Raw genomic sequence first — 24591 nt, forward strand, 5'->3', positions numbered from 1 at the left:
AAATTACTCCTCATTATTGATCAAAATATTTACTTTAACTGTACCATAGACGACCTCCCGGACATTGTCAAAATCCGGATGGTCGAAGCCTTCATCTTTGCGTGTTTCCACGACGATCCTGCCGCCGGCCTTCAGCAGCCCTGTTCTGCTGATTTCCGGGAGCACACGGGGGATGATGTTTTTATCGTAAGGCGGATCCAGGAAAATCAGATCGAAGGTCCTGCCTCTTTTGGCAAGCGCTTTTAACGCACGTCTGTAGTCATTGCGGTAGACTTCAGTCTCTTCTTCCACGTCCTGTGTGTTCTCCTTTATGATCTTGACTGCATCTTTCGCCCCGTCTATGAATATGCATGAAGCGGCACCACGCGAAAGTGCCTCGATGCCGAGCGCCCCGGTCCCTGCAAACAAATCCAGTACATCACCATCGACCGGACCGAGTATGTTGAATATATTCTCCCTGACCTTGTCCGTCGTCGGACGTGTGTCGTTATGGGACAGTGAATTTATCTTCTTACCTTTGTAACTGCCGCTGATCACTCTCATAAAAAACCTCTTTTCATTTTCAGACGATATACGATACTATAAGTACCAGGAGTTGATAGTCAATGCAAAAGTTCATCCAGCTCGGTGAGGGCTACGGAGATGTCTTCGAACTCGAGGCACTCATCCAAAATAATCATCAGCGCATCAAATCAGGCATCTATCTGCATGTGGAAGGCAAACCTTCCACTTTCATCCTTGTCATGGCCCCGGTGCGCGGGAATTTCCAGGCGCTCTACACCATTTACCAGGGCATACCCATGACGAGCAAAAGCAGGCAAAAATACAAAATCATCAATGAAAACCTGGAAAAATACAACATCAGCAAAGTCGAGATGACGACGAGGGACCCCGGTGATTTCCATGACCGGACACAATACTTCCAGTATATGCTCGGTGTGCTCAGACTGAACAACCTGATCCCGCCGTTGTCTTAAATGACCCTGTAATCCCTGGCTTCATGGTTTTCCCGATCGTATTCCCTTTTAATGTTCGGGTATTGTGAGACAATGATATCAGAGACATACTTGAGTCTCTCCAGTTCTTTTATTGTTTGAGAGACATCGGATTCGTCAATATATAATAATAAGTACTTCTTGTCTTTATTTACATATATCAGATGGCCGTAGCGTTTTAATTGTCGGATGAATTTATTTTGTTTAAAATAAATGTAAATGCCGAGGCGTTTCTTTAACATGTTCATACCACCCATCTGTTTGTGTTCGTATAAAGATATCATACCATCTTGGAAACAATTTTTTAACAGTATCATTTAAGATTGAGTCATTGGAGGATATTTAAAATGAGAAAATGTATCAAGGGTTTAATGACGGCGGCAGGAATAACCGGCGGAATCATCGGCGGGTTATGGCTGGGGACGAAACTTACAACCGAAACGAAAGTACAGCACATCAAGCCTTATTTCAAAAGACGCTCCCCATACATCTTCGCCCATCGCGGCGCCATGGGGCTCGCCCCCGAACATACGAAACTTGCTTTCGACAAAGCAAATGAATTCAACGTTGATGGATTTGAAATCGATATCCGCCTGACCAGGGATGAAGAGATCGTCGTATTGCATGATGCATATGTGGATCGTACTTCAGACGGCGCCGGACGTGTCAGCAACCTGACACTCGCTGAATTGAAGCAGCTGGATTTCGGCCACCATTTCAGGGATGTCGAAGGCAATACACCATTCCGGGGCCATCCGGACGCCAATGTGCTCACTTTGAGGGAGCTGATTGAGAACTATCCGGATAAACTGATCAACATCGAAATCAAGGACAGGCCCGAAACCTACGAGGGGAGTCTCATGCCGACGGTGCTGTACCGCCTGATCAAAGAGCTCGGTGTGGAAGACCGTGTACTTGTGACAAGCTTCCACGATGCGCAGATCAACAGATTCAGGCTTTACTCCGGGGATGAAATTGCACTCGGTGCCGGTAAAGATCAGGTGAAGAAAGCTTATTTAAGCTTCAAATCCGGGTTCAGCCACTTGTATCAGCCGGACGCGGACACCTTCCAGATCCCCGTGGATATGAAAGGCTACCCTCTCGACAGTGAAAGGTTCATCGCTTTCCTGCAGAACCTGAATGTAGCGGTCGGCTACTGGGTGGTCAACGATATGGACAAAATGGATGAACTGATCCAAAAAGGCGCACATACGATTGTGACCGACTTCCCCGACATCAGTCACCACCTGTTGAACCAGAGATATTAATATAAAACCCCTTCTCTTGAAGGGGTTTTTATTTTGTACCGTACAACGCATGCTATCGAGGACTGCCCCGGCTTCAAAAAATCCCGGCCCTCCGTTTTAGGAGGCCGGGAGTGTATATAATGAAATCAGCTGGCACATGAGCATCCGCCGCCGGTTGAACAGCCGCCGGATGAGTCTCTGGTGAAGAACGGATTGTCACTGACAATATTGACATTATCACTGATGTCTTCGCTGATATGGAAGAGCACTTCATCGAGCAGTTCCTGGAGCTGGTACTCCGCCCGCCTGTATTCCATGACTACCGGGTGTAAATCCAATTTCTTTTTGTACTGATTGACTTCCCTTCTTTTTACAGTGAAATCGGGATGGTATTTGCCAAAGCGCTGTACTTCTTCGAAGTCCTCTTTCAGTTTTTTGAAGTTCGAAATGATTTCCAGAACTTCCGGATCATTATCCATAAGATGACTATATTTACAAAATCGCTTGAACTCTTCAGTCTGGGTAATCATGTCATTCAGATGGTCGAGCTGATCGAACATTGTCAGTTCCTGCAGTGTATTCATAAAATCACCTCTCAATTCATAGTATCAGACTTCATTATTCTTTGCGACACTGAAATTCTATTTGCAACTATCAAGTTTATAGATTAAAATTGAATTAATGTTATTAATGCTAGGGAGGAAATTTCATGATTTTCGAAAACTCTGGTCTTGAGAAAATGATCGTGCCTCAAGATGTCTTACAAAATATTATGAACAAAAACGGCTGGGTACTTGGCGGCTCATGGGATTATGAGCGTATGACCTTTGATTATAAGTATGAGATACCTGAAGGCATATTTTATCTCCGCCTGCCGGGGTATGCGATTGAAGGGGATGTCGGTGCAAGGAATGCCAAACTCCAGCTGATGGATCCGTATATGGGGAAACATTATTTCCCGACAGGCCTTGAATACGGGGCCGATGAAAACTTCCCGGAAAGAATCGTTGAACATGCAGTCAACAATCTGCGCACTGTCACCAAGGATTTACAGGAACTGCTCTAAACCGTTCATCCTAATATAAAAGCCTCAAATCTTTTTGAAGATTTGAGGCTTTTTATGTCGTTCCAGCGAAAACGCCCGGGCTCATATCAGAGCCCGGGCGTGATCGTAATCATTTTTCGTTCATATTGCATCTTAATGGAAAATCGCATCAAACAGGCCTGCTGTGGAGCCGCCCGGATAGATGACGTAAAGCAGTGCGTATACCATGACTCCTGTAATCGCCGTCAGGAACCAGACGACGGCCGCAACCGGCCCGACCCTGCGGTGAATAGGCAGCTTCCTTTTGACGCCGGCATAGAGCTGAAATGCACCGAGTGCACCGCCGGTCGTTGATAGTATGATATGACTGATCAGGAACGTCACATAGAAAGGCACCAGGTTTTCCGGTCCGCCGAACTGGGTGCTTCCGATGAACACAGTTTTTGAAACATAGCCTATAAAGAATATTAACGCCGCGAGAGCTGCGAGTTTCATCCACTTTTCATGCAGTTCGAACTGCTTGTTTCGGATATGCTTCAACCCGATGGCCATGAAGATTGCACTGAGGATGATGAAAGCTGTGTTTATTGTAGGCAGTATGAATTCCATATAGTCGTGTCTTCTCCTTACTTATCTGAACTGACTGTGCAGTTCTCTTTTCAATCTTGCTTCTTCAAGCGAATGGCGCGTCATCTCATCCTCGTCTTTTCTTTCGTGTTTATACCAGCGGAAGAAGATGAAGCCCAGCATGAAACTGAAGAAGATTTCCTGCATGATCTTCATGATGATGCCGCCCGTCTGCTGGTCATGTATCGGATCCATGCCGGTGAAGTATTCAGGACCGGAAATCATGCCCTGCCCCTTCAGGCTCTCGAGTGTCCCCGCAGGTACACAGAGTTCCATGGCGGACAGCCATGCGTCACCGTTCGTGTACGTCCTGAACATCGGTTCGGAGGCGAAGATGATCAATGCGCAGGCCGGTGTGAGCAGCATACCGATACCGAAGATATAAAGCATTTTGAACAGGCCGTTCATATGATTCTCTCTTGGTTCGACCTTATTGAAAATCGGGTAGAACATCACCAGGGCAAGAACGAACAGGATGATGATCACCGCGTAATGCGCTGTGGCACTCATCTTCAGGTTATCCATGACAATCGGCAGATGATACACCGAAAATGCCCCGTTGAACAAAATCAAGGCAACAAGAGGTTTCTTTGCTATCGCAAAAATCTGCTTCACCACCGGCAGGCTGACTATGTATTTCTGAAGGTAGTCCGGAATCGCCGCATAGAATAACGGGGCGATGAGCAGATATCCAAATGCCATCTGCAGCATGTGGAAACTGAACAGGATATGACTGAGCAGATCCACAGGTGATCCATAGATGATATAGACAAGCACCATATTGATTATAAAGATTGCCGATTCCTTATTAGTGATCGGACGGCCGCCTTCGAATTCCCTGTACCATCTCTTGGTCACCAAAAAGTAGACTAAGGTCACCATCAATACGAAAATAAAGAAGAACGGGCTCCAATTCGCTATGAACCCAAATATAGATATGGAAGAAATATTATCCATCAACATCACCCTTAATTATTATGACTAACTATATTATAGATACTTCCCGGATGTTTAACAACAAACGTTCGCTTCGATACATGTCAAAATAATGACAAAAGACCAACACATGGAGTGTTGGTCTTTTAAACGCTTAGTTGACTGGTGCACCAATCCATACGATGTAAATGAATGCCACAATGAAAGCTAATGCGAAATAAAAACCTGTCAGCATGAACAGTTTGGCGAATTGATGGCCTCTGTCCTTCATGTGCATGAAATAGTAGAACTGCAGTATGACCTGGATGAATGCAAAACCGATGACGATCGGAATCGTGAATTGTGCCGGAATCACTTCCAACGCAGCCAGGCCGAAAGCGATGAATGTAAGGAAAATCATCAGTCCGAATGAGACCAGCTGCTGGCGCATCTCTCTAGTGCGTTCTTTTCTCAAGTATTCCTTCTGTGCCTTTGTCATATGTTCCTGATTAAGTTCTGCCATTTTATAACACCCCTAACAAGTAAACGATAGTAAAGATGAATACCCATACTACGTCGATAAAGTGCCAGTAAAGTGCAAAAGTGTTCACTTTCGCTGCAGTGTAGACGGACAGGCCGCGTTTTGCGTTACGCAGGATGAGCAGGACAGCCCAGATCAGTCCGACAATGACGTGGAAACCGTGAGTACCGATCAGGAAGTAAAATGCGCTTCCGAAGGCACTGCTTCTGAAAGTATGGCCATAGCCGTAATACTCGATGAACTCATAGATCTCGAGCGCAAGGAAGCCGGCACCGAGCAGCACTGTGATGCCAAGCCACAACTGCATCTTTTGGAAGTTATTGTTCCTCATATGATATATCGCGTACACACTTGTCAGTGACGATGTTAAAAGCAACATCGTCATGACGAATGCAAGCGGCAGGTGGAACAACTCGGAAGCAAGCATATGGTCATCGCTCGGCACTGAGTCCTTCAATGCCAGATATGTCGCAAAAAGTGATGCGAATAATGCAGTCTCACCTGCTAGGAATGTCCAGAAGCCTACGAATTTATTCTTACCTTCCTGCGTCGCCGTCTCGGGATGGGCAGGCCATCTTTCAGTAGGGACATTATATTCCATCTCAGCCATTATTTCCCACCCCTTTCCAGTTCTTCAAGATCTTTTTCGACTTCCTCTTTTTTCACGTAATAACCCAGGTCATCTTTCCAGGAGCGGATACCCATCGCTACGAATGTCGTACCCAGACCTATGATCAATACAGGCAGTGCCCAAGGTTTCGGGTCGAGCCCTGATACTGCATCGATTGCCCAGTCTTTTCCATCCGGGAAGAACATCGCACCAAACGCTGCGATGAACAGCCCAAGTGACATCACTACCGGCAGGATGGAGTTATTCGGCATATGGAAGTCAGTGAGTGATTCCGACGGCAGCATCTTGCCGTTACCCTCTTTCTTCTCAACCCAATATGGATCCAGACCGCGGATCAGTGGAATCTGTGCAAAGTTGTAGTATGGGACCGGCAGCGGCAGTGACCATTCCAGGGTACGTCCGTCGCCCCACGGGTCCATTCCGACCCTTTCATTTTTAGCGATCGTCATGATGATGTTGACCACGAGTACAATGACTGCCACGGCCATCAGGAACGCCCCCGCTGTCGATATCATGTTGGCGGCGTTGTAACCCTGACCATCAAGATAAGTGAACACCCTTCTCGGCATGCCCCACAATCCTAGGAAGTGCTGAATCAGGAATGTAAGGTGGAAACCGAAGAAGAACAGCCAGAAGGTGATCTTACCCAGTTTTTCATTCAGCATCGTAGCGAACATCAGCGGCCAATAGTAATGCAGGCCTGCAAGTAATGCGAACACCACACCACCGACGATGACGTAGTGGAAATGGGCAACGATGAAGTATGAATCGTGATACTGGTAGTCAGCTGGCGCAGCCGCCTGCATGATACCTGTCACCCCGCCCATCGTGAACGATGGAATGAATGCGAGTGCATACAGCATCGGTGTCGTGAATTCTATACTCCCGCCCCATATGGTGGCGATCCAGTTGAATATCTTAATACCTGTCGGTACTGCGATTGCCATGGTCGCTACTGCGAAAATCGCGTTTGCAACCGGTCCGAGGCCTACTGTAAACATGTGGTGCGCCCAGACCATGAAGCCGTAAAACCCGATGAGAACCGTAGCAAAGACCATTGCCGAGTAACCGAACAATCTCTTACGGGCAAATGTCGCAAAGATCTCGGAGAATATACCGAACGCCGGAAGTATCAGTATGTACACTTCAGGGTGTCCGAATATCCAGAATAAATGCTCCCAGATGATCGTGTTACCGCCTGCTTCGACCAGGAAGAAGTTTGAGCCGAACATACGGTCAAACATCAACAGGAAGATACCGATGGTGAGCGGCGGGAATGCGAATACGATCAGGACGGACGCTACAAGAGTCGTCCACGTCATGAGCGGCATCCTCATGTAAGTCATACCAGGCGCCCTCATCGTGATGATCGTCGTTACAAAGTTGATACCTGAAATCAATGTACCTGCACCTGAAATCTGTAGACCAAGTGCGTAGAAGTCGATACCGTGTCCAGGTGATGCGATGGACAGTGATGCATAGCTCGTCCAGCCTGCATCCGGTGCGCCTCCCATGAACCATGAAAGGTTCAGGAAGATACCACCGAAGATGAACAGCCAGACCCCCAGCGAGTTAAGGAAAGGGAAAGCTACGTCACGTGCCCCGATTTGCAGCGGGACGGTCGCGTTCATGAATGCAAATAGCAACGGCATGGCTGCAAGGAATATCATCGTTGTACCATGCATCGTGATCACTTCGTTGAACAACCCTGCTGATAAGAAATCATTGTTCGGAACCGCAAGCTGTATACGGATCAACATCGCTTCTATACCACCGAGTACGAAGAAGAAACCACCGGCTATCAAGTATAGGATAGCAATCTTTTTATGGTCAACTGTCGTTAAATACTCCCAAATTACAGAACCAACACCTTTTTTCTGTGCAGATGTTTGTGCCATGTGTTAGTTCCCCTCCTCTTCATCTTCATCATCTTCCGGTGATTCCTCATCTTCGGATTCACCGTCTCCGCCGCCATGCCTTGATTCCTCAAGGGCTTCTAGGTCTCCGGATCCTTCTTCAACTGAAAGTTCCATAAGATAAGCGGATACCAGTTCAATTTCTTCGTCTGTAAGATCATAGGTGCCTGTCATCTTGTTACCTGGTTTAAGTGTCTCAGGATCTCTGATCCACTCCTGTAGGTTCTCTTCATTGTGCTCCAGGTAACCGGCAATCAGCTCGCGATCTGCAAAGTTCGTGAGGTTTGGCCCCATTGCGCCTGCGCCGGTCGAAGTGGTTGCATGACAGCCCATGCATGAGTCAGCGAAAATCTCCTGCCCAGCCTGAGCATCTTCAGATGATGCCTGTACAGGCTCTTCTATCGCCTGCATATCGGCCAGCCACTGATCATAATCTTCCTCAGCCAGTGCAGTCACTTTGAAATCCATCAATGCGTGGGATGGTCCGCACAGCTCTGCACATTTTCCGTAGAACAGGCGGTCTGTCTCCTCGGCGGCATCCTCATCAAAGATGAGATAGAAACTGTTGATGCCGTCGATGTTCGTATCCATCTTTCCACCGGCCGCCGGAATCCAGAATGAGTGCTTGACATCCGCACCCAGCAAGTTGAAGTAAACCCTCGTATCCGTCGGTACCACAAGATCCTGTGAAGTGACTACACCCTCAGCGGGATATTCGAATTCCCACCAGTACTGGTAGGCACGTACGTTGATCACAGTCTCTTCCGGATTGACTTCCCCATCCTCCGTCACACTTGCGCTCGTATCCGCCTGCTTGAAAACAAGATAGACGGTCGGCACTGCAAGTATGATGAGCAGTACGATAGGTACAGCTGTCCAGATCACTTCAAGCGTATGGTTCGAAGCGACATCTTTCGGCTGGAAATCCTCGCCTCGCTTGCTCCGGCGGTTCCTTACAACCGCAAGTGTAAATAGTATAGTGACGACTGCCACTACGAACAGCATGATGATAATTGAAAGGATCATCAAGTTGAACTGTTCCTGCCCGACTTCCCCGGCAGGCCTGAGTGTACTCAGGTGATTCTTTCCACATCCAGATAAGAAGACCATCAGGACGGTGATCAAACCAATCCATCTTGCCTTCATCCAATGATTCTTCATGTTTTAACCCCTCTTTCATCCAATAACTTTATATATTCACGAGTAAGCCGGCAATCACGATCATCACGAAAAATATAATGATGTAATTCAATGAGAAGACAAATATCCGACCGGCATAGCGGTTATAGTCTTCGACAGGTTTGAACCGATTGAGAGATATGTACAGCCAGGCCACATTTAAAGCTGTCGCCAGCAGTGCAAACCATAAACCGAGTTCCACCAATAAAACAGGTGTGAACAAAAGAAGTGTTACCCAGAACACGATTGAGCGCTTGGTTCTTTCGTTACCTTTAACTGATGGCAGCATAGGAATGCCAGCGAGTGCGTACTCCTCGCTACGTCTGATCGCCAAACCGTAGAAGTGCGGCATCTGCCAGATGAACATCACGATGAACATCGCCCAGGCTAACGTATGCAGACCGGGATCGATCACTGCCCATCCGATCAAAGGGGGCATCGCACCGGGTATCGCACCGATGATGGTGTTGGAGACGAAATGCCTCTTCGCAAACATCGAATATACAACTGCATACCCGAATGCCGCGACCAAGCCAAGTGTTCCCGCCGTCACGTTGACCGAGAATAAAATCAGCAGACCGGCCGCCAGACAACTAAAACCGATCACCAATATCTGTGTCCCGGTAAATGTACCGTCTACGCTGGGACGGTCCTGTTTCGACTCCATGATTCTGTCGATGTCTCTGTCATAAAAATTATTCAGCGCACAAACACCACCAATGACCAGCGCTGTTGCGAGCGTCATCAAAAGTAAAAGTGGCAAATTCTGAAAAAATGACAAGCTGTAGTACATCACAGCGACAAATCCGGCAGCAAATGCTGGAATGAGGTTGGACTTGATGATCCCATCCTTCAGCAACGTCTTCACTGCATTAAATGTTATATCATTTGGATTCTGCTGTACATTTTCACTGTAAGCATCACCTTGCATCTTCACGCCTCCTTTCATAACAGAAACATTTACCTCTAATAATAAATTACTTGAGACACAAATACTATACAAACCCGTAATAAAATGGTTACATTTTATTATGTTTGTAGAAGGTTTAACAAATCGTTCATAAATTCTTCATGAACAACCTGTGTACCAAATGATGAACTGATTTATAATTGTTTAGAGTGTTTCACATATTGATTTTACCACAGATTCAAGAATTGTTAAGAGCAATTCTAAATAAATGACATTGCAAATGTAACTTCCTTCATTTATATTATGAAAACATGAAGTTAATCTATAACGACTTAATTGGGGTGTAACGATTGTATAAAAATTTGAAAATTGTGGCACTCATAACCACTCTTGCCATGGTCTTCGTCCAGATCGGCGGGGCACTCGTCACCAAGACGGGATCTGCCGAGGGATGCGGGGACTCCTGGCCTTTATGCCACGGACAGGTCATTCCAAGCGACTGGCCGATGGAAACCATCATTGAAATTGCACACAGGGGCGTCTCGGGCATCGCCATCATCCTTCTTGCCATTCTATGTATCATGGCGTGGAGGCAGATACCTGAAAAGCGCGAAACGAAATTCCTGGTCATCGTTTCTTTCGGCTTCATCATCATCCAGTCATTGATAGGCGCTGCCGCAGTCGTCGGAATATGGGAAGGCGATTTCGTACTTGCCGCACACTTCGGCATATCGCTGATTTGTTTTGCCGCCGTATTCCTGCTGACCCTGCTGATTTTTGAAGTGGATTTGAAATTTGATGCGACCAGACTGAAAGTCGGATCATTTTTAAGATACAATACGATATTCGTAACCATTTACATATACTTGGTAGTCTATTCAGGTGCCCTGGTCAGACATACGGATTCATCGCTTGCCTGTCTGAGCTGGCCCCACTGCAAGCCGGGCCACATCATGCCGACGAATTTCTATGAAGCCGTCCAGATGGGCCACCGTGCACTCGCCGGCGTTGCCATCATCTGGGTCCTGCTCATCATGATTCATGCGATACGCCATTACAGTGAGTATCGTGTGATAGAGTACGGCTGGATCATTGCATTCACTCTCATCATGCTTCAGATGATCACCGGACTGCTCAGTGTATTCACCATGGTGAACATCTTCATCGCTTTGCTGCATGCACTGTTCATCACGCTGCTCTTCGGACTGTTATGCTACTTCATAATGCTGCTCTCCCGAACCAAATGATGTGGATTCTGATATCATCATCCAGCACGGCCCCTGCCGCGCTGGATGTTTTATTTTAAAGATGCACCCTAAATGAAAGAGCATCAGCCGCCGGCTGATGCTCTTTTAAATATTATTCCGTTTTCTCCACTTTCATCATCAGATCATTCGATTCGACCTTGTCGCCTTCTTCGACGTAAACATCCGTCACTTTACCGGCAAATGGTGCTTTCACGGAGTTTTCCATCTTCATCGCTTCCGTGATGATGATGATGTCACCCTTATCGAATGCATCTCCGGCCTTGAATGGCAGTGAACTGACTGTTCCCGGCATCTGCGCGCCGATATGACCCAGGTCTTTAGGGTCGGCTTTCTGAAGTCTGGCGACTTTGGACTCGACACTTTCATCCTTGATCTTGACTTTACGCGGGAAGCCGTTCAATTCGAAGTACAACCAGCGGTAGCCGTCTTCATGGACGTGACCGATCGACAGCAGATTGACGATCAGGGTCTTTCCTTTATCGATGACGATTTCCAACTCTTCATTCTTCCTCATGCCGAAGAGGAACGTCGGTGTATCCAGTCTGTCGACGTTGCCGAATGTCTCATTCGTCGTGACGAAGTCCCTGTAGACTTTCGGATAGAGGGCGTAGCTCAATACATCTTTATCCGTGACTTCACTTTCCTGGAATTCAACAACCTCTTCTCTAAGCGCTTCAAAATCGATCGGCTCCAGAATCCTGCCTGCACGGTCCTTGAGCGGTTCTGCGCCTTTGAGGACGAGGCTTTGAAGTTCTTCATTGAAGCCTGTGACCGGAATGCCGATTTCACCTTTGAAGAAGCTTACGACCGAATCAGGGAAGTCCAGATGGTTGCCTCTTTCGAACAGAGTATTTTCATCCAGATCGTTCTGCACCATGAACAGGGCCATGTCGCCGACGACCTTGGAGGAAGGCGTCACTTTGACGATATCCCCAAAGAGGATGTTGACTTTTTGATACATCTTCTTCACTTCGCCGTACCTTTCCCCGAGTCCCATTGATCTTGCCTGGGACAACAGGTTTGAATACTGGCCGCCCGGCATTTCATGCTCATAGATCTCAGTGTGCGGGCTCTTGATGTCACTTTCAAAATCGACATAATATTTACGCACATCTTCCCAATACTGGCTGAGCGTTTCCAGACTCTCTATGTCTGCACGGATCTTCCCTTCCGCACCATCGAGTGCATAGGACAGACTGTTTGCGCTCGGCTGAGACGTCAGCCCAGAGAGCGCTCCGAGAGCCGTATCCACTACATCAACACCCGCTTCAATCGCTTTCGCATAAGTCATGATGCCGTTGCCGCTCGTATCATGCATGTGGAGATGGATCGGCAGATCGACCGTTGCTTTCAGTTCTCCGATCAGTTCGTAGGCAGCCTGAGGTTTCAGGAGGCCGGCCATATCCTTGATCGCCAGTATATGCACACCTTCAGCTTCAAGTGCTTTGGCCATATCTTTATAATAATCCAGAGTATAGACACTTGAACGCTCCGGATCCAGGATGTCACCCGTGTAACAGATGGCACCTTCTGCAACCTTGCCGGTCTTGAGCACGGACTCGATTGCCGGCTTCATCGCTTCAAGCCAGTTCAGGGAGTCGAAGATCCTGAATACATCTATGCCCCTTGCAGCACTTTCCTTGATGAACTTCTCGACAAGGTTGTCCGGGTAGTTCTTATAGCCGACCGCGTTCGAAGCACGGAGCAGCATCTGAAACAGCACGTTTGGAATGTCTTTCCTGAGCGTCTCAAGGCGTGTCCATGGATCTTCTTTCAGGAAGTTATAGGCGACATCGAATGTCGCCCCGCCCCACATTTCAAGGCTGAATGCGTTGCTCAGGCCTTCTGCGGTGTACGGTGCTATCTTCTTCATATCATAAGTACGGATGCGTGTCGTCAGCAGTGACTGGTGCGCATCACGCATCGTCGTATCCGTGATGAGCGTCTCATCCTGTTCCTTCAGCCATTTGCTCAACCCCTCCGCTCCGCGTTCATCGAGGATCTGTTTTGTGCCGTTGACGATTTCAGGCGTGTGCTGCGGAATCCTCGGGGGATCGAAATGCGGTTTCTCACGTTTGTCCACTCCCGGGAAGCCGTTGACCGTGATCGTCGAAATGTACTGGAGCGTCTTTGTACCCCTGTCCTTCGGCTTTTCAAAAACGAAGAGTGACGGTGTCGTATCGATGAATTTCGTGGAGTAGTCACCTTTAAGGAAATCTTCATCTTCCACTACATTCAACAGGAACTGCAGATTCGTCTTGATGCCCCTGATCCTCATTTCCTTCAGGCTTCGTGCCATCTTTTCATTGGCATCCTTATAAGTCAGGCCGTGGGTCGACAGCTTGACGAGCAGTGAATCGTAATAAGGTGAAATTTCTGCACCCTGGAAACCGTCACCGGCATCGAGTCTGACCCCGAATCCGCCGCTTGAACGGTAAGCCATGATTTCCCCGGTATCCGGCATGAAATCATTGAGGGGATCTTCAGTCGTGATTCGGCACTGGACTGCAAAGCCCATCAGCGGGATGTTTTCCTGCTGTGGCATGCCGACCTCTTCGCCGAACAGCTTGGCACCGTCTGCAACGAGGACCTGTGTCTTGACGATATCCACACCAGTGACCATTTCCGTGATTGTATGCTCAACCTGGACACGCGGGTTGACTTCAATGAAATAATACTCGCCGTCGGCGACCAGGAATTCCACAGTGCCCGCATTGACGTAGCCGATTTGCTCGGACATGCTTTTCGCCGCGTTGCAGATATCTTCACGCAGTTCATCCGTCAGCCCGACGGACGGCGCCACTTCGACGAGCTTTTGATGGCGCCGCTGCACGGAACAGTCCCTTTCGTATAAATGCACGATGTTGCCGTGCGTGTCCCCGATGATCTGGACTTCGATGTGCTTCGGTTCATTGATGTATTTTTCAAGATACACTTCGGCGTTGCCGAATGATTTCGATGCTTCACTTTTCGCACGGTCATATGCATCCCTCAGGTTGTCGTCTTCGGTGACGACGCGCATGCCTTTACCGCCGCCGCCTGAAATGGCTTTGATGATGATCGGATAACCGTGCTTTTCGATGAAGGCTTCCACCTCGCTGAAATCGCTGATGGCACCATCGCTGCCCGGGATGATCGGCAGACCCGTCTGGATCGCCGTTTCACGTGCACGGACCTTATCCCCGAACATTTCGAGGTGGCGGACTTCAGGTCCGATGAAGATGATGCCCTCCTCCGCACAACGGGTCGCGAACTCTTTATTCTCACTCAGGAAGCCGTAGCCCGGGTGGATCGCGTCCACACCGGCATCCTTGGCCACTTTGATGATTGCTTCTATATTAAGATAGCTTTCCGTCGGGGATAAATTCGGATCCACCAGATAAGCTTCGTCCGCTTTATAACGGTGCAGGGCACCTTTATCCTCGTTGCTGTAGATTGCAACAGTGGTGATATCGAGTTCGGTCGCAGCCCTGAAAATCCGGATTGCAATTTCACCCCTGTTTGCAACGAGTAACTTATGTATCTTCCTCATAAACGCATTCCTCCCACAAAGCATAATGAATTTATTATATAATAGATATTAAAAAATTCACACTACTTTTTGTACGAAAAACCGGTAATTTTTAGATTACCGGTGTTAAAATACTTCTTTTTCTCTTTTGACATGTTTCGCTGCAATGTTCAATAACCCTATCGCAATGGATACCGACAGGAAGGAAGAGCCGCCGTAACTGAGCAGCGGCAGCGGCACTCCCGTCAATGGAATGATTTTCGATATCCCGCCGATATTGATGAACAGCTGCATGGCAATATACAATGCGACCCCGATGCATATCAGACTGTAAAACTTATCATTTGAAATCGCAGCATACCTGAGTGCCTTGAAAACCAATACGATGTAAAGGATCAATATCGCATATATCCCCACAAGACCCAGTTCTTCTGCGATGACCGCAGATATGAAATCAGTGTGCGGTTCAGGCAGATAACCGAGCTTCATCACACCGTTGCCAAGACCTGTACCAAACAATCCCCCGTGGGATATTGAGATGAGCGAGTTCGTCAGCTGATAGCCGGCCCCCATCGGATCCACGAACGGATTCATGAACGTTTCAATACGTGCAATCTGATAGTTGGACAGCACCTGACCCTGGATGAGCATCGCGATGCCCATCAGCACACCGGCGGCGACGGTGAGGACGAGCCCTGTCTTCATGATGAGTTTCAATGGTACACCCGAATACATGAAGACGCCGGCTATGATGGAAATGATGACCAGCCAGGTGCCGAAGTCGTTCAACAATACAAGCGTCGAACATATTCCAATGAATGTCAGAGGATAAATGTAATCCGTATTATCCAGCCTGTGCTGGGACAGCTTCTTGTCATATATATAGGCCATATAGATGATGACGACGATTTTAAAGAACTCGGAAGTCTGCAGGCGCAACGGCCCCAGATCGATCCAGTTCCTCTCCCCGTTGACTTCCACACCGAAAAACATCGTATACAACAGCAGTACCAATATGATTATAAGTGAGGTCATCTGGAATTTTTTATTCCTGAGCAGCTCCCCCGACATGAAATAGGTCATGAAAAAAACGATGGAGAAACCCAGGCCGATGAATAAAATCTGCCTCAGGTAGTAGAACTCCGGCGAACCTTCCACCCTGGATGCCATGACCATGCTGGCACTGTACACCATGACGAGGCCGATCAGGCTCAGCAGCACATATGTGATGATGATGGTGAAGTCCACATATTTGGAATATGCTTTGACGTAACTGAAAAAATCCTTTATGTATCCCATATCATTTCCCTCATTTAAAAAGAGTCTAAAGATTAAATTTCTTTAGACTCAAGTTTTTCCTCTTGCATATATAGATCATGGACTTTAGAAACTTCAACTTCCAACTTCTCCAGCAGTTCCCGTCCATCTTCTGCATCAACCAATCCAAGACGTACGGCGAAATTCACTTCTTTGGAAAGTCCGTACATTTGCGTGTCCAAAACTTCCTCATAGACCGGGCATTGGGGCATCGTCAAATTGTCCATCTGCACCTTGATCAGCCGTACTATACGATCTGCATCCGCTTCGAGCTGTGCATATGCCTGATGACGCAATTCTTCATTCATGGACTCACTTACCCCCTCTACTCACTATAATAAAATTTTATATCACGCAAGGTGAAATTGCAAGGAAACCAAAGGGCTTAAATTAATCAAAGGCGTATGATATCAAAGTATACTTTGATATAATTGACCTCATAAGGAGCGATGTTATGATTATACAAATTCAGGGAGACATTAAATTCCAGATTACACTTGACCCTTCGACTTGGATCTTTGACGACCGTAAAGTGGCTTTGGATGAAGCACTGACTGCCCCGAAGGAAGAGGAAGTCATCTCCTTCAAAGATGATACCGAATGGAACCGTCAGATCATTGAAGGGAGCTCAAAACCACCGACACTGAAGTCGGAAAAGAAATATAAGAATCAACAGCTGCTTGAGGAAACTTTCATCATCAACCTGAAGCCTTTCCTTGAGTATACGGAACCCGGACGCGGCGAAGCAGCGATGATTACATATACCCATGATGAAGGCACGACGATCCTCCCGTACAACGACCGGGACAAACATTATGCCCAATTCAGTCAGGACGGCAAAAGACTGTACGAAGACAATATGATCGACCTCGTCGTCATCGACGATAATGATCTTAAAACACGCTTAAAACATGTGACGGCCATCACCATAAAATAAAAACACGCCCTTGCTGATCTGCTACCTCCTAAGTCTACAGTTGAAATAAATAAACTGTAAACTTCAGTGGTACCAGGCAGAGGGCGTGTTTTTTATCTGGCTTCCTTTTCCTTCGGCGGTATGTTGCCCGCTTTTCTTTCCCTGTGCAGCCTGAAACGGTACAGGCCGAGTACGATCGCTGCAACGATGAGACTTTCAGCCACGGGCAGGAACGCACCGAAAAACGTTAAGATCAGGCATCCGAAGAACATGACGATATATATGACGATGTTCTGCCATGGTTTGATCTTTCGGGCGAAACCCAGTACATAAACGATGATGGAGAGCACAAAAATTGTAATGAACAACAGCCACATTCCGAGCTCCGGGTTCGTGTCCAGGCCGTAGAGACGGCCGAAAAAGGTCAGACGCTCATTGACGTTGACTGAAGCGTTTGACAGTACAGCTGGGAGAAACAATTATACTCACTCCGATTCAAGTCTTATCTTTTCTTTCTTCTGGGCGCGTTCCCTCGCGCTTTTATCAAGTATCTTCTTCCTTAACCTGACAGTGTCCGGGGTCACTTCCACCAGTTCATCGTCATTGATGAACTCGAGCGCCTCTTCCAGCGTCATCACACGGGGTTTTTTCATCGTTTCCGTCTGTTCTTTTGTTGCTGAACGGATGTTGTTCGCTGCTTTCACTTTCGTGATGTTCACCGTCAGGTCATTATCACGTGAATTTTCACCGACGATCATGCCCTCGTACACATCCGTCCCCGGCTCCATGAAGTTGGTGCCGCGGCCTGCAAGCTGTAGTATGGCATAAGTGGAGGCGGCGCCTTTATCCATGGATACCAGCACCCCGTTCCTTCTGCCGCCGATGCGGCCTTTGATGGCCGGACGATACTCTTCGAATGTGTGGTTCAATATACCATATCCGCTCGTCATGGACATGAACTCGGTCCTGTAGCCGATCAGCCCTCTCGCAGGCACGAGGAATACAAGGCGCGTCTGGCCGTTTCCGGTGTTGGCCATATCCAGCATCTCACCTTTACGCTGGCCCAGTGATTCGATGATGCTGCCTGTATCCCCTTCGGGCACATCGATTTGAACGCGTTCGTATGGTTCACATTTGACGCCGTCGATCACCTTTTCAATGACGATCGGCTTGGATACCTGCAGTTCAAATCCTTCGCGCCTCATATTCTCGATCAAGATGGACAAATGCAGTTCACCGCGGCCTGAAACGATCCACATATCCGGCTGATCGGTCGGCTCGACCTTCAGGGATACATCCGTTTCCAACTGCTGTTCAAGACGTTCTTCAATTTTGCTTGCAGTGACGAACTTGCCTTCCCTGCCGGCAAATGGAGAATTGTTCACTGAAAACGTCATTTGAAGCGTCGGCTCATCGATCCTCAACACAGGCATTGCTTCCTGATGGTCGACAGGCGTCACCGTCTCGCCGACGTTGATGTCTTCCATGCCGCTGACAGCGATGAGATCACCGGCGACTGCATGGTCGATTTCCACACGGTTCAACCCGAAGAAGCCGAATATCTTGGTCACCCGGAAGTTCTTTACGGTGCCGTCGATTTTGATCAATGAAACCTGCTGACCGACACGCATCTCCCCGCGGAATACACGGCCGACACCAATCCTGCCGACATAGTCGTTGTAATCCAGCAAAGCCACCTGGAACTGCAGAGGCTCATCCCTGTTATCGACAGGGGCCGGCACCTGGTTGACGATCATTTCGTATAGTGACTGCATATTCTCATCCTGCTTGTCCGGATCCTCACTTGCTGTACCGTTCATCGCGGAGGCGTAGGCGACCGGAAATTCGAGCTGTTCGTCGTTTGCATCCAATTCGATGAACAGTTCCAGCACTTCGTCCACCACTTCTTCAGGACGTGCTGCTTCTTTATCTATCTTATTGACGACGACGAGGGGCTTTAAATCCTGTTCGAGTGCTTTCTTCAGTACAAAGCGTGTCTGCGGCATCGTCCCTTCATATGCATCCACTACAAGGATGACGCCGTCCACCATCTTCATGATACGCTCGACTTCCCCGCCGAAGTCCGCGTGGCCCGGCGTGTCCAGGATGTTTATCCTGGTGCCTTTATAATCAATTGCGGTGTTTTTGGCAAGAATCGTAATACCGCGTTCTTTCTCTATGTCATTCGAGTCCATTGCGCGTTCTTCCACATGCTCATTTTCACGGAATATGCCGGACTGCTTCAATAATTGGTCAACTAATGTGGTTTTTCCATGATCGACATGGGCGATGATGGCAATATTACGGATATCTTCTCTTAATTTCATCAAGACTTTCCCTTCATTGTTAGAATTGATCTTTAACTGTACCATTATATCACAGTTACCCTTTAAATCATATATCTTGTAAAGTGTTGATAATATGGTAAATATGCTATACTGTTATAATATAATGATACGTAAGGAGCTCCGGATGATGGATAAACCCAAATCAAAAGCTGTATTTCTACTCCTCGCCTTTCTGGCTGTTTTAATGATGGTCGCTTTTTCTGTTTTCGCCGCGGAGGCAATGTGGCTGTTGGCTGCACTGACCGTGCTGATTTTCATCGGTATCTTCGGTGCCGGTTTTACGCTGAAGAAGAAGTACCGTGAAAACGGCTGGTTATAAAAACTACAGATTTCGTATTTCTGAGTCGTTGCATCTGCAGAATTTGAAATCCTGAAGAACAGAAACCTTGTTTCTGTTCTTTTTTCATGCCTGAAATCAAATTATTGCATTTTGACGACAATTCACCTTTTGTGCACAATTGAAATAATACATACAAAGGGGTGCTACAGATGCGCAAAAAGAATGAAAAACTGAAGGTTTATGAGTTTTTGTACAACCGCCTGCCGTTTTCCGAAGATGAGGCGAAAGAATATCAGGCCCTCCGCCGCTCTGAAAAACTGGAAGAGGCGTTCGAGCGGCACCTGAGCAGGATTAAAACCGCAAATATGGAGATCCACTGGCACTCGGAGGTGTACGTGGATGGCAGATGCGAATTCATCCATGTTTTGCTCGTCACGGATTACTGCTATTACATATTCATCCTTCATGACCTTGCCGGCAGTCATTATATCAATGCCTTCAACATCCTTTGCAATGATGCACACGATGCGGTGCTGGATTTGAACCGCAGTGAAAAACTTTATCAGATGTTCAGGGCCCAGCTGATCGATGAAGGGGCGTTCCAGCGCCCGATCATCGTGAAATACGTGATGATGAACGATGAATTCAGACTGAAGACCCGTAAATCCGACCTGTTTTTATCTAAGGAGAACCTTGACTATTACCTGAAGGCCATCGAACACTCAGCCGTATTGAAAAAGAAGGACGCGCCACTCCCCAGTCGACTTATCACTGAAACCTGATCATGATTTCGATCTTGCTGCATTCAAACCCGGCATGAGGTGCCTGAAGTGCCTGTCCCTTGATTTCAAGATATTCAACAGCAACCTGCTTCAGTGCAACACCTGTATGACCATCGATAATCTGCTTCACCTGGCGGAGGATTACTTTCATTGCCTGGACAAGGTCATGCCGGAGACCGTCTACAGCCGACGCGATATAATGCACCATCTCGGTTTTGACTTGAACAATTACGCCTACACCAGGCTGACCGGGATGCTTTTCCAGAAAGTTTCCGCCCGGAGATATGAATTCACCGGACGCAGGGATTAAAGCTTGTGGAACTTTTTATGATTTCTGATGAACGCCTCATCAGCCTTGAAATACTCGATGATCTCGGCGTGGATCGTTTTATTCGCGGCGATTATGCTGTTCGTGTTGAGCAGCCTGAGCCCGTCCCCGAGCAGCGTCGTCGTTATGCCGCCCACCTCGTTCAATAAAATGACGCCGCCTGCGAAATCCCATGGATGCAGACGGTAGAATAGAGCCGCACTGCTCGTCCCGCGGGCGACATTGACGAATTCCAGGGCAGCAGAGCCCAGCGAACGTACGCTGCGGGCATCTTTCACTATCTGAATGAACGGCGTGTTGATCCCGTCACGTACGAGCCAGTTGGCGTTGGTGGAGATGAGTGAGGATTTCAGGCTGGACGCCTCGATGTCGTGAAGCGGCCGGTCGTTTTTATAAGCGCCCTGCTCATAAGCCGCGTGGTACAGGTCGTCCTTCATGACATCCAGTATCAATCCTGCATAGGGTTTACCGTCAATGTAAATGCCGATTGAGACGGCAAAGTTTTCCAGCTGATGCACGAAGTTTAAAGTCCCGTCGATCGGGTCGATGATCCACAACACACCGTCCGTGTCCTCAATGTCCGCCCCCTGGCCTTCTTCTCCCAAAATTCTATGGTCGGGGTATCTTTCTTCAATTTTTTCGAACAGGAAACGCTCTGTTTCTTTATCCACATCCGTCACGAGGTCGTTCGGATTCAATTTACTGTCAATGTTAAAATCTTCGGTCATACGCTGGCGGATGAATGCTCCCGCATCCGATATGACTTCCTGTGCAAATTTATAGATTTCCATAAATACACCTCAAAAGTTTGATTGGGTTCTTATATTATTTTATCATATTCATAAGGATTATTTCAGAAGGGAAAATGTACATGACAAAATATCGCTTTACAAAAAAAGATTTTGATATATTTCAAATTGACGGCCTAGAACCACGCATGGAAGCATTGAAGGAAAACCCGCGTGTTAAACTTTACAATCTCGGGGACCATTTTTCAGGGTTCCTGACAGATCTCACGGGTGAGGAGCAGTTTGCGCATGTGGCGATGCATGCCCGCCGCAAAGTGAATCCCCCTGATGACACCTGGGTGGCATTCTCGCCGAATAAGCGCGGCTACAAGATGATGCCCCATTTCCAAATCGGGCTTTGGGGAGACCATGCCTTCTGCATGTACGGGGTGATCTACGAATCCCCGGATAAGAAGAATATGGCTGATAAATGGCTTCAGGATATCGATCTGTTCAGGGCGCTGCCCCAGGATTATTCCATTTCACTCGATCATATGAAGCCCGTGAAACCGCAGCTCTCGGAGTTATCCGATGAAGACATCGAGGCTGGACTGGTCCGTTTACGGGATGTGAAGAAAGGCGAATTCCTTGTCGGAAAAGTCTATCGTCCCGGGGATTCCGAGCTTGAATCCGATGAGGCTTTCATCGCCGATCTGGAAAAGGTGATGACCAGGCTCATGAAGTTTTATTGATGAGGGGGAAGTCCCTGAGGCATGCCCAGCTTGAAATTTTGAACAGGCGCACCGTCCTCACGCCCCGGGACAAGAAGGACCTGATGAAATATCAGCTGGGATATGCCGGAGAACTGCAGTTTGATGAAATTGTGGAAGACCTCGGGGTGCCGGTCGTGCATCTGAAAGATTACAGGTTCCGGCTTGATGCTGCCGCGGAAAACAGTAAAACCACCGCAGGACCGGCTGAAGTCCAGATTGATAATATCATCATCGGCGGCGACCGGATTTATACATTCGAAATAAAGAACTACCAGTACGATATTGAATACACGGTCGACCGGTCATGGCGATTTGCCGGCGGCAAGGAAATCGTCAACCCGCTGAACCAGGTCGACAACCACCGGAATGTCCTGACGGAAATGATGCGTGAATTCAATATGCACTTCAAGATGACAAACAATATTGTCTTCATCCACCCGGAACAGACGATCTACAATTTGCCGAACCATCAGAACATATATATCCGTAACAATCTGATGAAGCGGCTGAAGTACGTGCTGCAGCCTAACCAGTATGATTACTCCCGCTTCATTGATTTGCTCGATTCAAGGCGTGTCGTCAAATCCGCCTATGATGCGGACGCCAATGTCACCTTCGATGAACTCTCCGGCGGAGTGTTCTGTCCGGATTGAGCGAATGGCCCGCTGCGCCGGGTGCATCGCGGAAGATTCAGGTGTGCATCCTGCTCACATGACTACACTTCGGTTGAAGTATTGAAGCAGCTAGTTGAAGAATTACGCACACTCAATTCATCCTGGCAATTTTCATCTAATAAGTTAGCTGAATATAGCGGTCATACTTTCAGCAGTGCCACAATAAGACGTTATAGACAAAAAAATTGGATTGACTACTGAGGGATTATAAAACATAGTTGCTCATTCGTTATGATTATCATAACCGGATGAGCAGTTTTTATTTCTGCCTGCTCATTCGAGCCCGTTTTCAGGGCTGAGTAAGCAGATTCTGCTCATGTCTGCTCATTCAGGCCCGTTTTATGAGCTGAGTAAGCAGATTCTGCTCATGTCTGCTCATTCAGGCCCGTTTTATGAGCTGAGTAAGCAGATTCTGCTCATGTCTGCTCATTCAGGCCCGTTTTATGAGCTGAGTAAGCAGATTCTGCTCATGTCTGCTCATTCAGGCCCGTTTTATGAGCTGAGTAAGCAGATTCTGCTCATGCCTGCTCATTCAGGCCCGTTTTATGAGCTGAGTAAGCAGATTCTGCTCACATCTGTCCCTTCAGATCCTACATCCCCCACACCCCAAACCAAAAAGACGCGCCCGGTCTCCCGGACGCATCTTTAACTTTAACTTTATTCTCAATGCTGATTCTTGACGAGCTCCCGTTTCGGTAAGCCCGCTTCAACACGAAGTTCTTTTGCCAGACTCTGGATGTCGGGCATCTTCGAGATGTCGATGTTGCCGCCGCTGACGACCACACCGGTTTTATCAGAATCGATGACATCGTGATGGCTGAGCAGGCACGCAAGTGCCGCTGCGCCTGCACCTTCCACCAGTGTCTTGCTTCTTTCAAGGAAGTAGATCATCGCATCAGCGATTTCCGGCTCCGATACGCAAATTACATCGTCTACATACTTATTGATTATAGGCAATGTCAACTGACCTGGCTCTTTGACTGCAATGCCTTCCGCAATGGTGGTGACGGTCTTCAACCGCTCAACCTGTCCCTCATGATAGGCTTTAAATATGGATGGTGCCCTCTCGGCCTGTACACCAATCACGCGTATATCCGGATTGATGCTTTTGGCGGCGACTGCAATGCCGCTGATCAGCCCGCCGCCACCGATCGGAACGATCAGTGTGTCGAGATCCGGCTGCTGAGCCAGCATTTCAAATGCTATTGTCCCCTGACCTGCCATAATATCGTAGTCATCAAAAGGGTGGACGTAAGTTGCGCCGGTTTTTTTCTGATGTTCCAGGGAGGCTTCATAAGCTTCCTGGAAACTTTCCCCGACGAGTATCACTTCTGCTCCATACCCTCTCGTCGCTTCCACTTTATTGGTCGGAGTGGACTCCGACATGAATATCGTGGCGGCTGCACCGAGTTTCGAGGCAGCGAGCGCTACACCCTGCGCGTGGTTCCCGGCCGAAGCCGTGAGCACACCTTTCGATAACTCCAAAGCAGACAGTTTCATCAACTTATAACTTGCGCCCCTGAATTTGAAAGCGCCCGTCTTCTGTTGATTTTCCATTTTGAAATAAACTTCTCTGTCTGTACGTAAATTCGTAGTATTCGATGTGACTAAAGGCGTATTGTGGATTGTTCCTCCGAGTTGACTCCATGCGTCAACCACT

General features: G+C 47.8%; 28 protein-coding genes. 11 read left to right on the forward strand and 17 right to left on the reverse strand.

Annotated features, from left to right (window positions below; all coding sequences use genetic code 11):
• Positions 1-3: 3 nt before the first annotated feature.
• A complete protein-coding gene (gene rsmD, locus BUA12_RS03860; RefSeq protein ID WP_072708475.1) occupies positions 4-543 on the reverse strand; it encodes a 16S rRNA (guanine(966)-N(2))-methyltransferase RsmD in 540 nt (179 codons plus the stop codon).
• A 62-nt stretch (positions 544-605) separates the two neighbouring features.
• Between rsmD and BUA12_RS03865 the strand changes: the two genes are divergently transcribed.
• Positions 606-977, forward strand: a complete 372-nt coding sequence (locus tag BUA12_RS03865; RefSeq protein ID WP_072708477.1) for a DUF7147 family protein — start codon at positions 606-608, stop codon at positions 975-977.
• On the opposite strand, the gene BUA12_RS03870 is transcribed toward BUA12_RS03865, so the two are convergent.
• The gene (locus BUA12_RS03870; RefSeq protein ID WP_084669878.1) at positions 974-1237 is read right to left on the reverse strand and encodes a DUF2129 domain-containing protein; all 264 of its coding nucleotides are present in this window, start codon (positions 1235-1237) and stop codon (positions 974-976) included. The genes BUA12_RS03865 and BUA12_RS03870 overlap by 4 nt on opposite strands.
• Before the next feature lie 105 nt (positions 1238-1342).
• Between BUA12_RS03870 and BUA12_RS03875 the strand changes: the two genes are divergently transcribed.
• Positions 1343-2263 (forward strand): glycerophosphodiester phosphodiesterase family protein, encoded by a 921-nt coding sequence (locus BUA12_RS03875; protein WP_072708479.1) that lies wholly within the window; start codon positions 1343-1345, stop codon positions 2261-2263.
• Between the two features lie 125 nt (positions 2264-2388).
• On the opposite strand, the gene BUA12_RS03880 is transcribed toward BUA12_RS03875, so the two are convergent.
• Positions 2389-2826: a YlbF/YmcA family competence regulator gene (locus BUA12_RS03880; RefSeq protein ID WP_072708481.1), complete on the reverse strand. Its 438-nt coding sequence runs from the start codon at positions 2824-2826 to the stop codon at positions 2389-2391.
• 125 nt (positions 2827-2951) lie between these two features.
• Here BUA12_RS03880 and BUA12_RS03885 point away from each other — a divergent pair, with 125 nt between their 5' ends.
• Complete coding sequence (locus BUA12_RS03885) at positions 2952-3308, forward strand: YugN family protein (RefSeq protein ID WP_072708483.1); 357 nt, start codon at positions 2952-2954, stop codon at positions 3306-3308.
• A gap of 132 nt (positions 3309-3440) precedes the next feature.
• Here BUA12_RS03885 and BUA12_RS03890 read toward each other — a convergent pair whose 3' ends face one another.
• From BUA12_RS03890 to cyoE, 7 genes are all read right to left on the reverse strand, one after another.
• A complete protein-coding gene (locus tag BUA12_RS03890; protein ID WP_072708485.1) occupies positions 3441-3896 on the reverse strand; it encodes a DUF420 domain-containing protein in 456 nt (151 codons plus the stop codon).
• A gap of 21 nt (positions 3897-3917) precedes the next feature.
• Positions 3918-4871 carry a cytochrome c oxidase assembly factor CtaG gene (ctaG, locus tag BUA12_RS03895; RefSeq protein ID WP_072708487.1) on the reverse strand — a complete coding sequence of 318 codons (954 nt, stop codon included), beginning with the start codon at positions 4869-4871 and terminating at the stop codon, positions 3918-3920.
• A 133-nt stretch (positions 4872-5004) separates the two neighbouring features.
• A complete protein-coding gene (locus tag BUA12_RS03900) occupies positions 5005-5352 on the reverse strand; it encodes a cytochrome C oxidase subunit IV family protein (protein ID WP_072708489.1) in 348 nt (115 codons plus the stop codon).
• Position 5353: 1 nt separating this feature from the next.
• Positions 5354-5980 (reverse strand): cytochrome c oxidase subunit 3, encoded by a 627-nt coding sequence (locus BUA12_RS03905; RefSeq protein ID WP_143146073.1) that lies wholly within the window; start codon positions 5978-5980, stop codon positions 5354-5356.
• On the reverse strand, positions 5980-7899 hold the full coding sequence (locus BUA12_RS03910) for a cytochrome c oxidase subunit I (RefSeq protein WP_072708493.1): 1920 nt from the start codon (positions 7897-7899) through the stop codon (positions 5980-5982). Before BUA12_RS03910 ends, BUA12_RS03905 begins: the two co-directional genes overlap by 1 nt.
• Positions 7900-7902: 3 nt before the next feature.
• Positions 7903-9078, reverse strand: coding sequence for a cytochrome c oxidase subunit II (gene coxB / locus BUA12_RS03915; protein WP_072708497.1), 1176 nt, complete (start codon positions 9076-9078; stop codon positions 7903-7905).
• 28 nt (positions 9079-9106) lie between these two features.
• Positions 9107-10027, reverse strand: coding sequence for a heme o synthase (gene cyoE, locus BUA12_RS03920; RefSeq protein WP_072708498.1), 921 nt, complete (start codon positions 10025-10027; stop codon positions 9107-9109).
• A 329-nt stretch (positions 10028-10356) separates the two neighbouring features.
• On the opposite strand from cyoE, the gene BUA12_RS03925 reads away from it, so the two are divergent.
• Positions 10357-11253: a COX15/CtaA family protein gene (locus BUA12_RS03925; RefSeq protein ID WP_072708499.1), complete on the forward strand. Its 897-nt coding sequence runs from the start codon at positions 10357-10359 to the stop codon at positions 11251-11253.
• Between the two features lie 112 nt (positions 11254-11365).
• Here BUA12_RS03925 and BUA12_RS03930 read toward each other — a convergent pair whose 3' ends face one another.
• The 3 genes from BUA12_RS03930 to BUA12_RS03940 form a co-directional block, all read right to left on the reverse strand.
• Positions 11366-14806, reverse strand: a complete 3441-nt coding sequence (locus tag BUA12_RS03930; RefSeq protein WP_072708501.1) for a pyruvate carboxylase — start codon at positions 14804-14806, stop codon at positions 11366-11368.
• Positions 14807-14911: 105 nt separating this feature from the next.
• A complete protein-coding gene (locus BUA12_RS03935; protein WP_072708503.1) occupies positions 14912-16084 on the reverse strand; it encodes an FtsW/RodA/SpoVE family cell cycle protein in 1173 nt (390 codons plus the stop codon).
• 32 nt (positions 16085-16116) lie between these two features.
• The gene (locus BUA12_RS03940) at positions 16117-16410 is read right to left on the reverse strand and encodes an Fpa/YlaN family protein (protein ID WP_072708505.1); all 294 of its coding nucleotides are present in this window, start codon (positions 16408-16410) and stop codon (positions 16117-16119) included.
• Positions 16411-16556: 146 nt separating this feature from the next.
• Between BUA12_RS03940 and BUA12_RS03945 the strand changes: the two genes are divergently transcribed.
• On the forward strand, positions 16557-17039 hold the full coding sequence (locus BUA12_RS03945; protein ID WP_084669879.1) for a hypothetical protein: 483 nt from the start codon (positions 16557-16559) through the stop codon (positions 17037-17039).
• A gap of 92 nt (positions 17040-17131) precedes the next feature.
• Here BUA12_RS03945 and BUA12_RS03950 read toward each other — a convergent pair whose 3' ends face one another.
• Positions 17132-17497 carry a YlaH-like family protein gene (locus BUA12_RS03950; protein WP_245772737.1) on the reverse strand — a complete coding sequence of 122 codons (366 nt, stop codon included), beginning with the start codon at positions 17495-17497 and terminating at the stop codon, positions 17132-17134.
• A 6-nt stretch (positions 17498-17503) separates the two neighbouring features.
• Positions 17504-19348: a translational GTPase TypA gene (gene typA, locus BUA12_RS03955; protein WP_143146074.1), complete on the reverse strand. Its 1845-nt coding sequence runs from the start codon at positions 19346-19348 to the stop codon at positions 17504-17506.
• A 145-nt stretch (positions 19349-19493) separates the two neighbouring features.
• Between typA and BUA12_RS03960 the strand changes: the two genes are divergently transcribed.
• From BUA12_RS03960 to BUA12_RS12935, 3 genes are all read left to right on the forward strand, one after another.
• Positions 19494-19685 carry a DUF5325 family protein gene (locus BUA12_RS03960; protein WP_072708509.1) on the forward strand — a complete coding sequence of 64 codons (192 nt, stop codon included), beginning with the start codon at positions 19494-19496 and terminating at the stop codon, positions 19683-19685.
• A gap of 170 nt (positions 19686-19855) precedes the next feature.
• Positions 19856-20428, forward strand: a complete 573-nt coding sequence (locus BUA12_RS03965; RefSeq protein WP_072708511.1) for a hypothetical protein — start codon at positions 19856-19858, stop codon at positions 20426-20428.
• A gap of 34 nt (positions 20429-20462) precedes the next feature.
• On the forward strand, positions 20463-20738 hold the full coding sequence (locus BUA12_RS12935) for a hypothetical protein (RefSeq protein ID WP_218587330.1): 276 nt from the start codon (positions 20463-20465) through the stop codon (positions 20736-20738).
• Here BUA12_RS12935 and BUA12_RS03975 read toward each other — a convergent pair.
• A complete protein-coding gene (locus tag BUA12_RS03975) occupies positions 20735-21547 on the reverse strand; it encodes an inositol monophosphatase family protein (protein ID WP_072708514.1) in 813 nt (270 codons plus the stop codon). The two genes, BUA12_RS12935 and BUA12_RS03975, sit on opposite strands and share 4 nt — an antisense overlap.
• A gap of 80 nt (positions 21548-21627) precedes the next feature.
• Between BUA12_RS03975 and BUA12_RS03980 the strand changes: the two genes are divergently transcribed.
• From BUA12_RS03980 to BUA12_RS03990, 3 genes are all read left to right on the forward strand, one after another.
• On the forward strand, positions 21628-22236 hold the full coding sequence (locus BUA12_RS03980; protein WP_072708914.1) for a YktB family protein: 609 nt from the start codon (positions 21628-21630) through the stop codon (positions 22234-22236).
• Positions 22236-22910, forward strand: a complete 675-nt coding sequence (locus tag BUA12_RS03985) for a nuclease-related domain-containing protein (RefSeq protein WP_072708516.1) — start codon at positions 22236-22238, stop codon at positions 22908-22910. The genes BUA12_RS03980 and BUA12_RS03985 overlap by 1 nt, the downstream gene beginning before the upstream one ends.
• Before the next feature lie 337 nt (positions 22911-23247).
• A complete protein-coding gene (locus BUA12_RS03990) occupies positions 23248-23580 on the forward strand; it encodes a hypothetical protein (protein WP_072708518.1) in 333 nt (110 codons plus the stop codon).
• Between the two features lie 14 nt (positions 23581-23594).
• On the opposite strand, the gene ilvA is transcribed toward BUA12_RS03990, so the two are convergent.
• Complete coding sequence (ilvA, locus tag BUA12_RS03995) at positions 23595-24590, reverse strand: threonine ammonia-lyase (RefSeq protein ID WP_072708520.1); 996 nt, start codon at positions 24588-24590, stop codon at positions 23595-23597.
• Between the last annotated feature and the right edge of the window lies 1 nt (position 24591).

Origin of the sequence: Lacicoccus alkaliphilus DSM 16010 (assembly GCF_900142805.1) — a bacterium.
GTDB classification, from domain to species: Bacteria; Bacillota; Bacilli; order Staphylococcales; family Salinicoccaceae; genus Lacicoccus; species Lacicoccus alkaliphilus.

What these genes read in the sequence shown, in the direction of transcription:
- cyoE (WP_072708498.1), bottom strand. Translation starts at nt 10,027, where the DNA reads ATGCAAGGTGATGCTTACAGTGAAAATGTACAGCAGAATCCAAATGAT.
- BUA12_RS03905 (WP_143146073.1), bottom strand. Translation starts at nt 5,980, where the DNA reads ATGGCTGAGATGGAATATAATGTCCCTACTGAAAGATGGCCTGCCCAT.
- BUA12_RS03900 (WP_072708489.1), bottom strand. Translation starts at nt 5,352, where the DNA reads ATGGCAGAACTTAATCAGGAACATATGACAAAGGCACAGAAGGAATAC.
- BUA12_RS03985 (WP_072708516.1), top strand. Translation starts at nt 22,236, where the DNA reads ATGAGGGGGAAGTCCCTGAGGCATGCCCAGCTTGAAATTTTGAACAGG.
- BUA12_RS03890 (WP_072708485.1), bottom strand. Translation starts at nt 3,896, where the DNA reads ATGGAATTCATACTGCCTACAATAAACACAGCTTTCATCATCCTCAGT.
- BUA12_RS03875 (WP_072708479.1), top strand. Translation starts at nt 1,343, where the DNA reads ATGAGAAAATGTATCAAGGGTTTAATGACGGCGGCAGGAATAACCGGC.
- BUA12_RS12935 (WP_218587330.1), top strand. Translation starts at nt 20,463, where the DNA reads ATGAGGTGCCTGAAGTGCCTGTCCCTTGATTTCAAGATATTCAACAGC.
- BUA12_RS03930 (WP_072708501.1), bottom strand. Translation starts at nt 14,806, where the DNA reads ATGAGGAAGATACATAAGTTACTCGTTGCAAACAGGGGTGAAATTGCA.
- BUA12_RS03980 (WP_072708914.1), top strand. Translation starts at nt 21,628, where the DNA reads ATGACAAAATATCGCTTTACAAAAAAAGATTTTGATATATTTCAAATT.
- BUA12_RS03880 (WP_072708481.1), bottom strand. Translation starts at nt 2,826, where the DNA reads ATGAATACACTGCAGGAACTGACAATGTTCGATCAGCTCGACCATCTG.
- BUA12_RS03870 (WP_084669878.1), bottom strand. Translation starts at nt 1,237, where the DNA reads ATGTTAAAGAAACGCCTCGGCATTTACATTTATTTTAAACAAAATAAA.
- BUA12_RS03865 (WP_072708477.1), top strand. Translation starts at nt 606, where the DNA reads ATGCAAAAGTTCATCCAGCTCGGTGAGGGCTACGGAGATGTCTTCGAA.
- ctaG (WP_072708487.1), bottom strand. Translation starts at nt 4,871, where the DNA reads ATGGATAATATTTCTTCCATATCTATATTTGGGTTCATAGCGAATTGG.
- BUA12_RS03940 (WP_072708505.1), bottom strand. Translation starts at nt 16,410, where the DNA reads ATGAATGAAGAATTGCGTCATCAGGCATATGCACAGCTCGAAGCGGAT.
- BUA12_RS03965 (WP_072708511.1), top strand. Translation starts at nt 19,856, where the DNA reads ATGCGCAAAAAGAATGAAAAACTGAAGGTTTATGAGTTTTTGTACAAC.
- BUA12_RS03945 (WP_084669879.1), top strand. Translation starts at nt 16,557, where the DNA reads ATGATTATACAAATTCAGGGAGACATTAAATTCCAGATTACACTTGAC.
- BUA12_RS03885 (WP_072708483.1), top strand. Translation starts at nt 2,952, where the DNA reads ATGATTTTCGAAAACTCTGGTCTTGAGAAAATGATCGTGCCTCAAGAT.
- BUA12_RS03975 (WP_072708514.1), bottom strand. Translation starts at nt 21,547, where the DNA reads ATGGAAATCTATAAATTTGCACAGGAAGTCATATCGGATGCGGGAGCA.
- coxB (WP_072708497.1), bottom strand. Translation starts at nt 9,078, where the DNA reads ATGAAGAATCATTGGATGAAGGCAAGATGGATTGGTTTGATCACCGTC.
- rsmD (WP_072708475.1), bottom strand. Translation starts at nt 543, where the DNA reads ATGAGAGTGATCAGCGGCAGTTACAAAGGTAAGAAGATAAATTCACTG.
- BUA12_RS03935 (WP_072708503.1), bottom strand. Translation starts at nt 16,084, where the DNA reads ATGGGATACATAAAGGATTTTTTCAGTTACGTCAAAGCATATTCCAAA.
- BUA12_RS03910 (WP_072708493.1), bottom strand. Translation starts at nt 7,899, where the DNA reads ATGGCACAAACATCTGCACAGAAAAAAGGTGTTGGTTCTGTAATTTGG.
- BUA12_RS03990 (WP_072708518.1), top strand. Translation starts at nt 23,248, where the DNA reads ATGTCTGCTCATTCAGGCCCGTTTTATGAGCTGAGTAAGCAGATTCTG.
- BUA12_RS03960 (WP_072708509.1), top strand. Translation starts at nt 19,494, where the DNA reads ATGGATAAACCCAAATCAAAAGCTGTATTTCTACTCCTCGCCTTTCTG.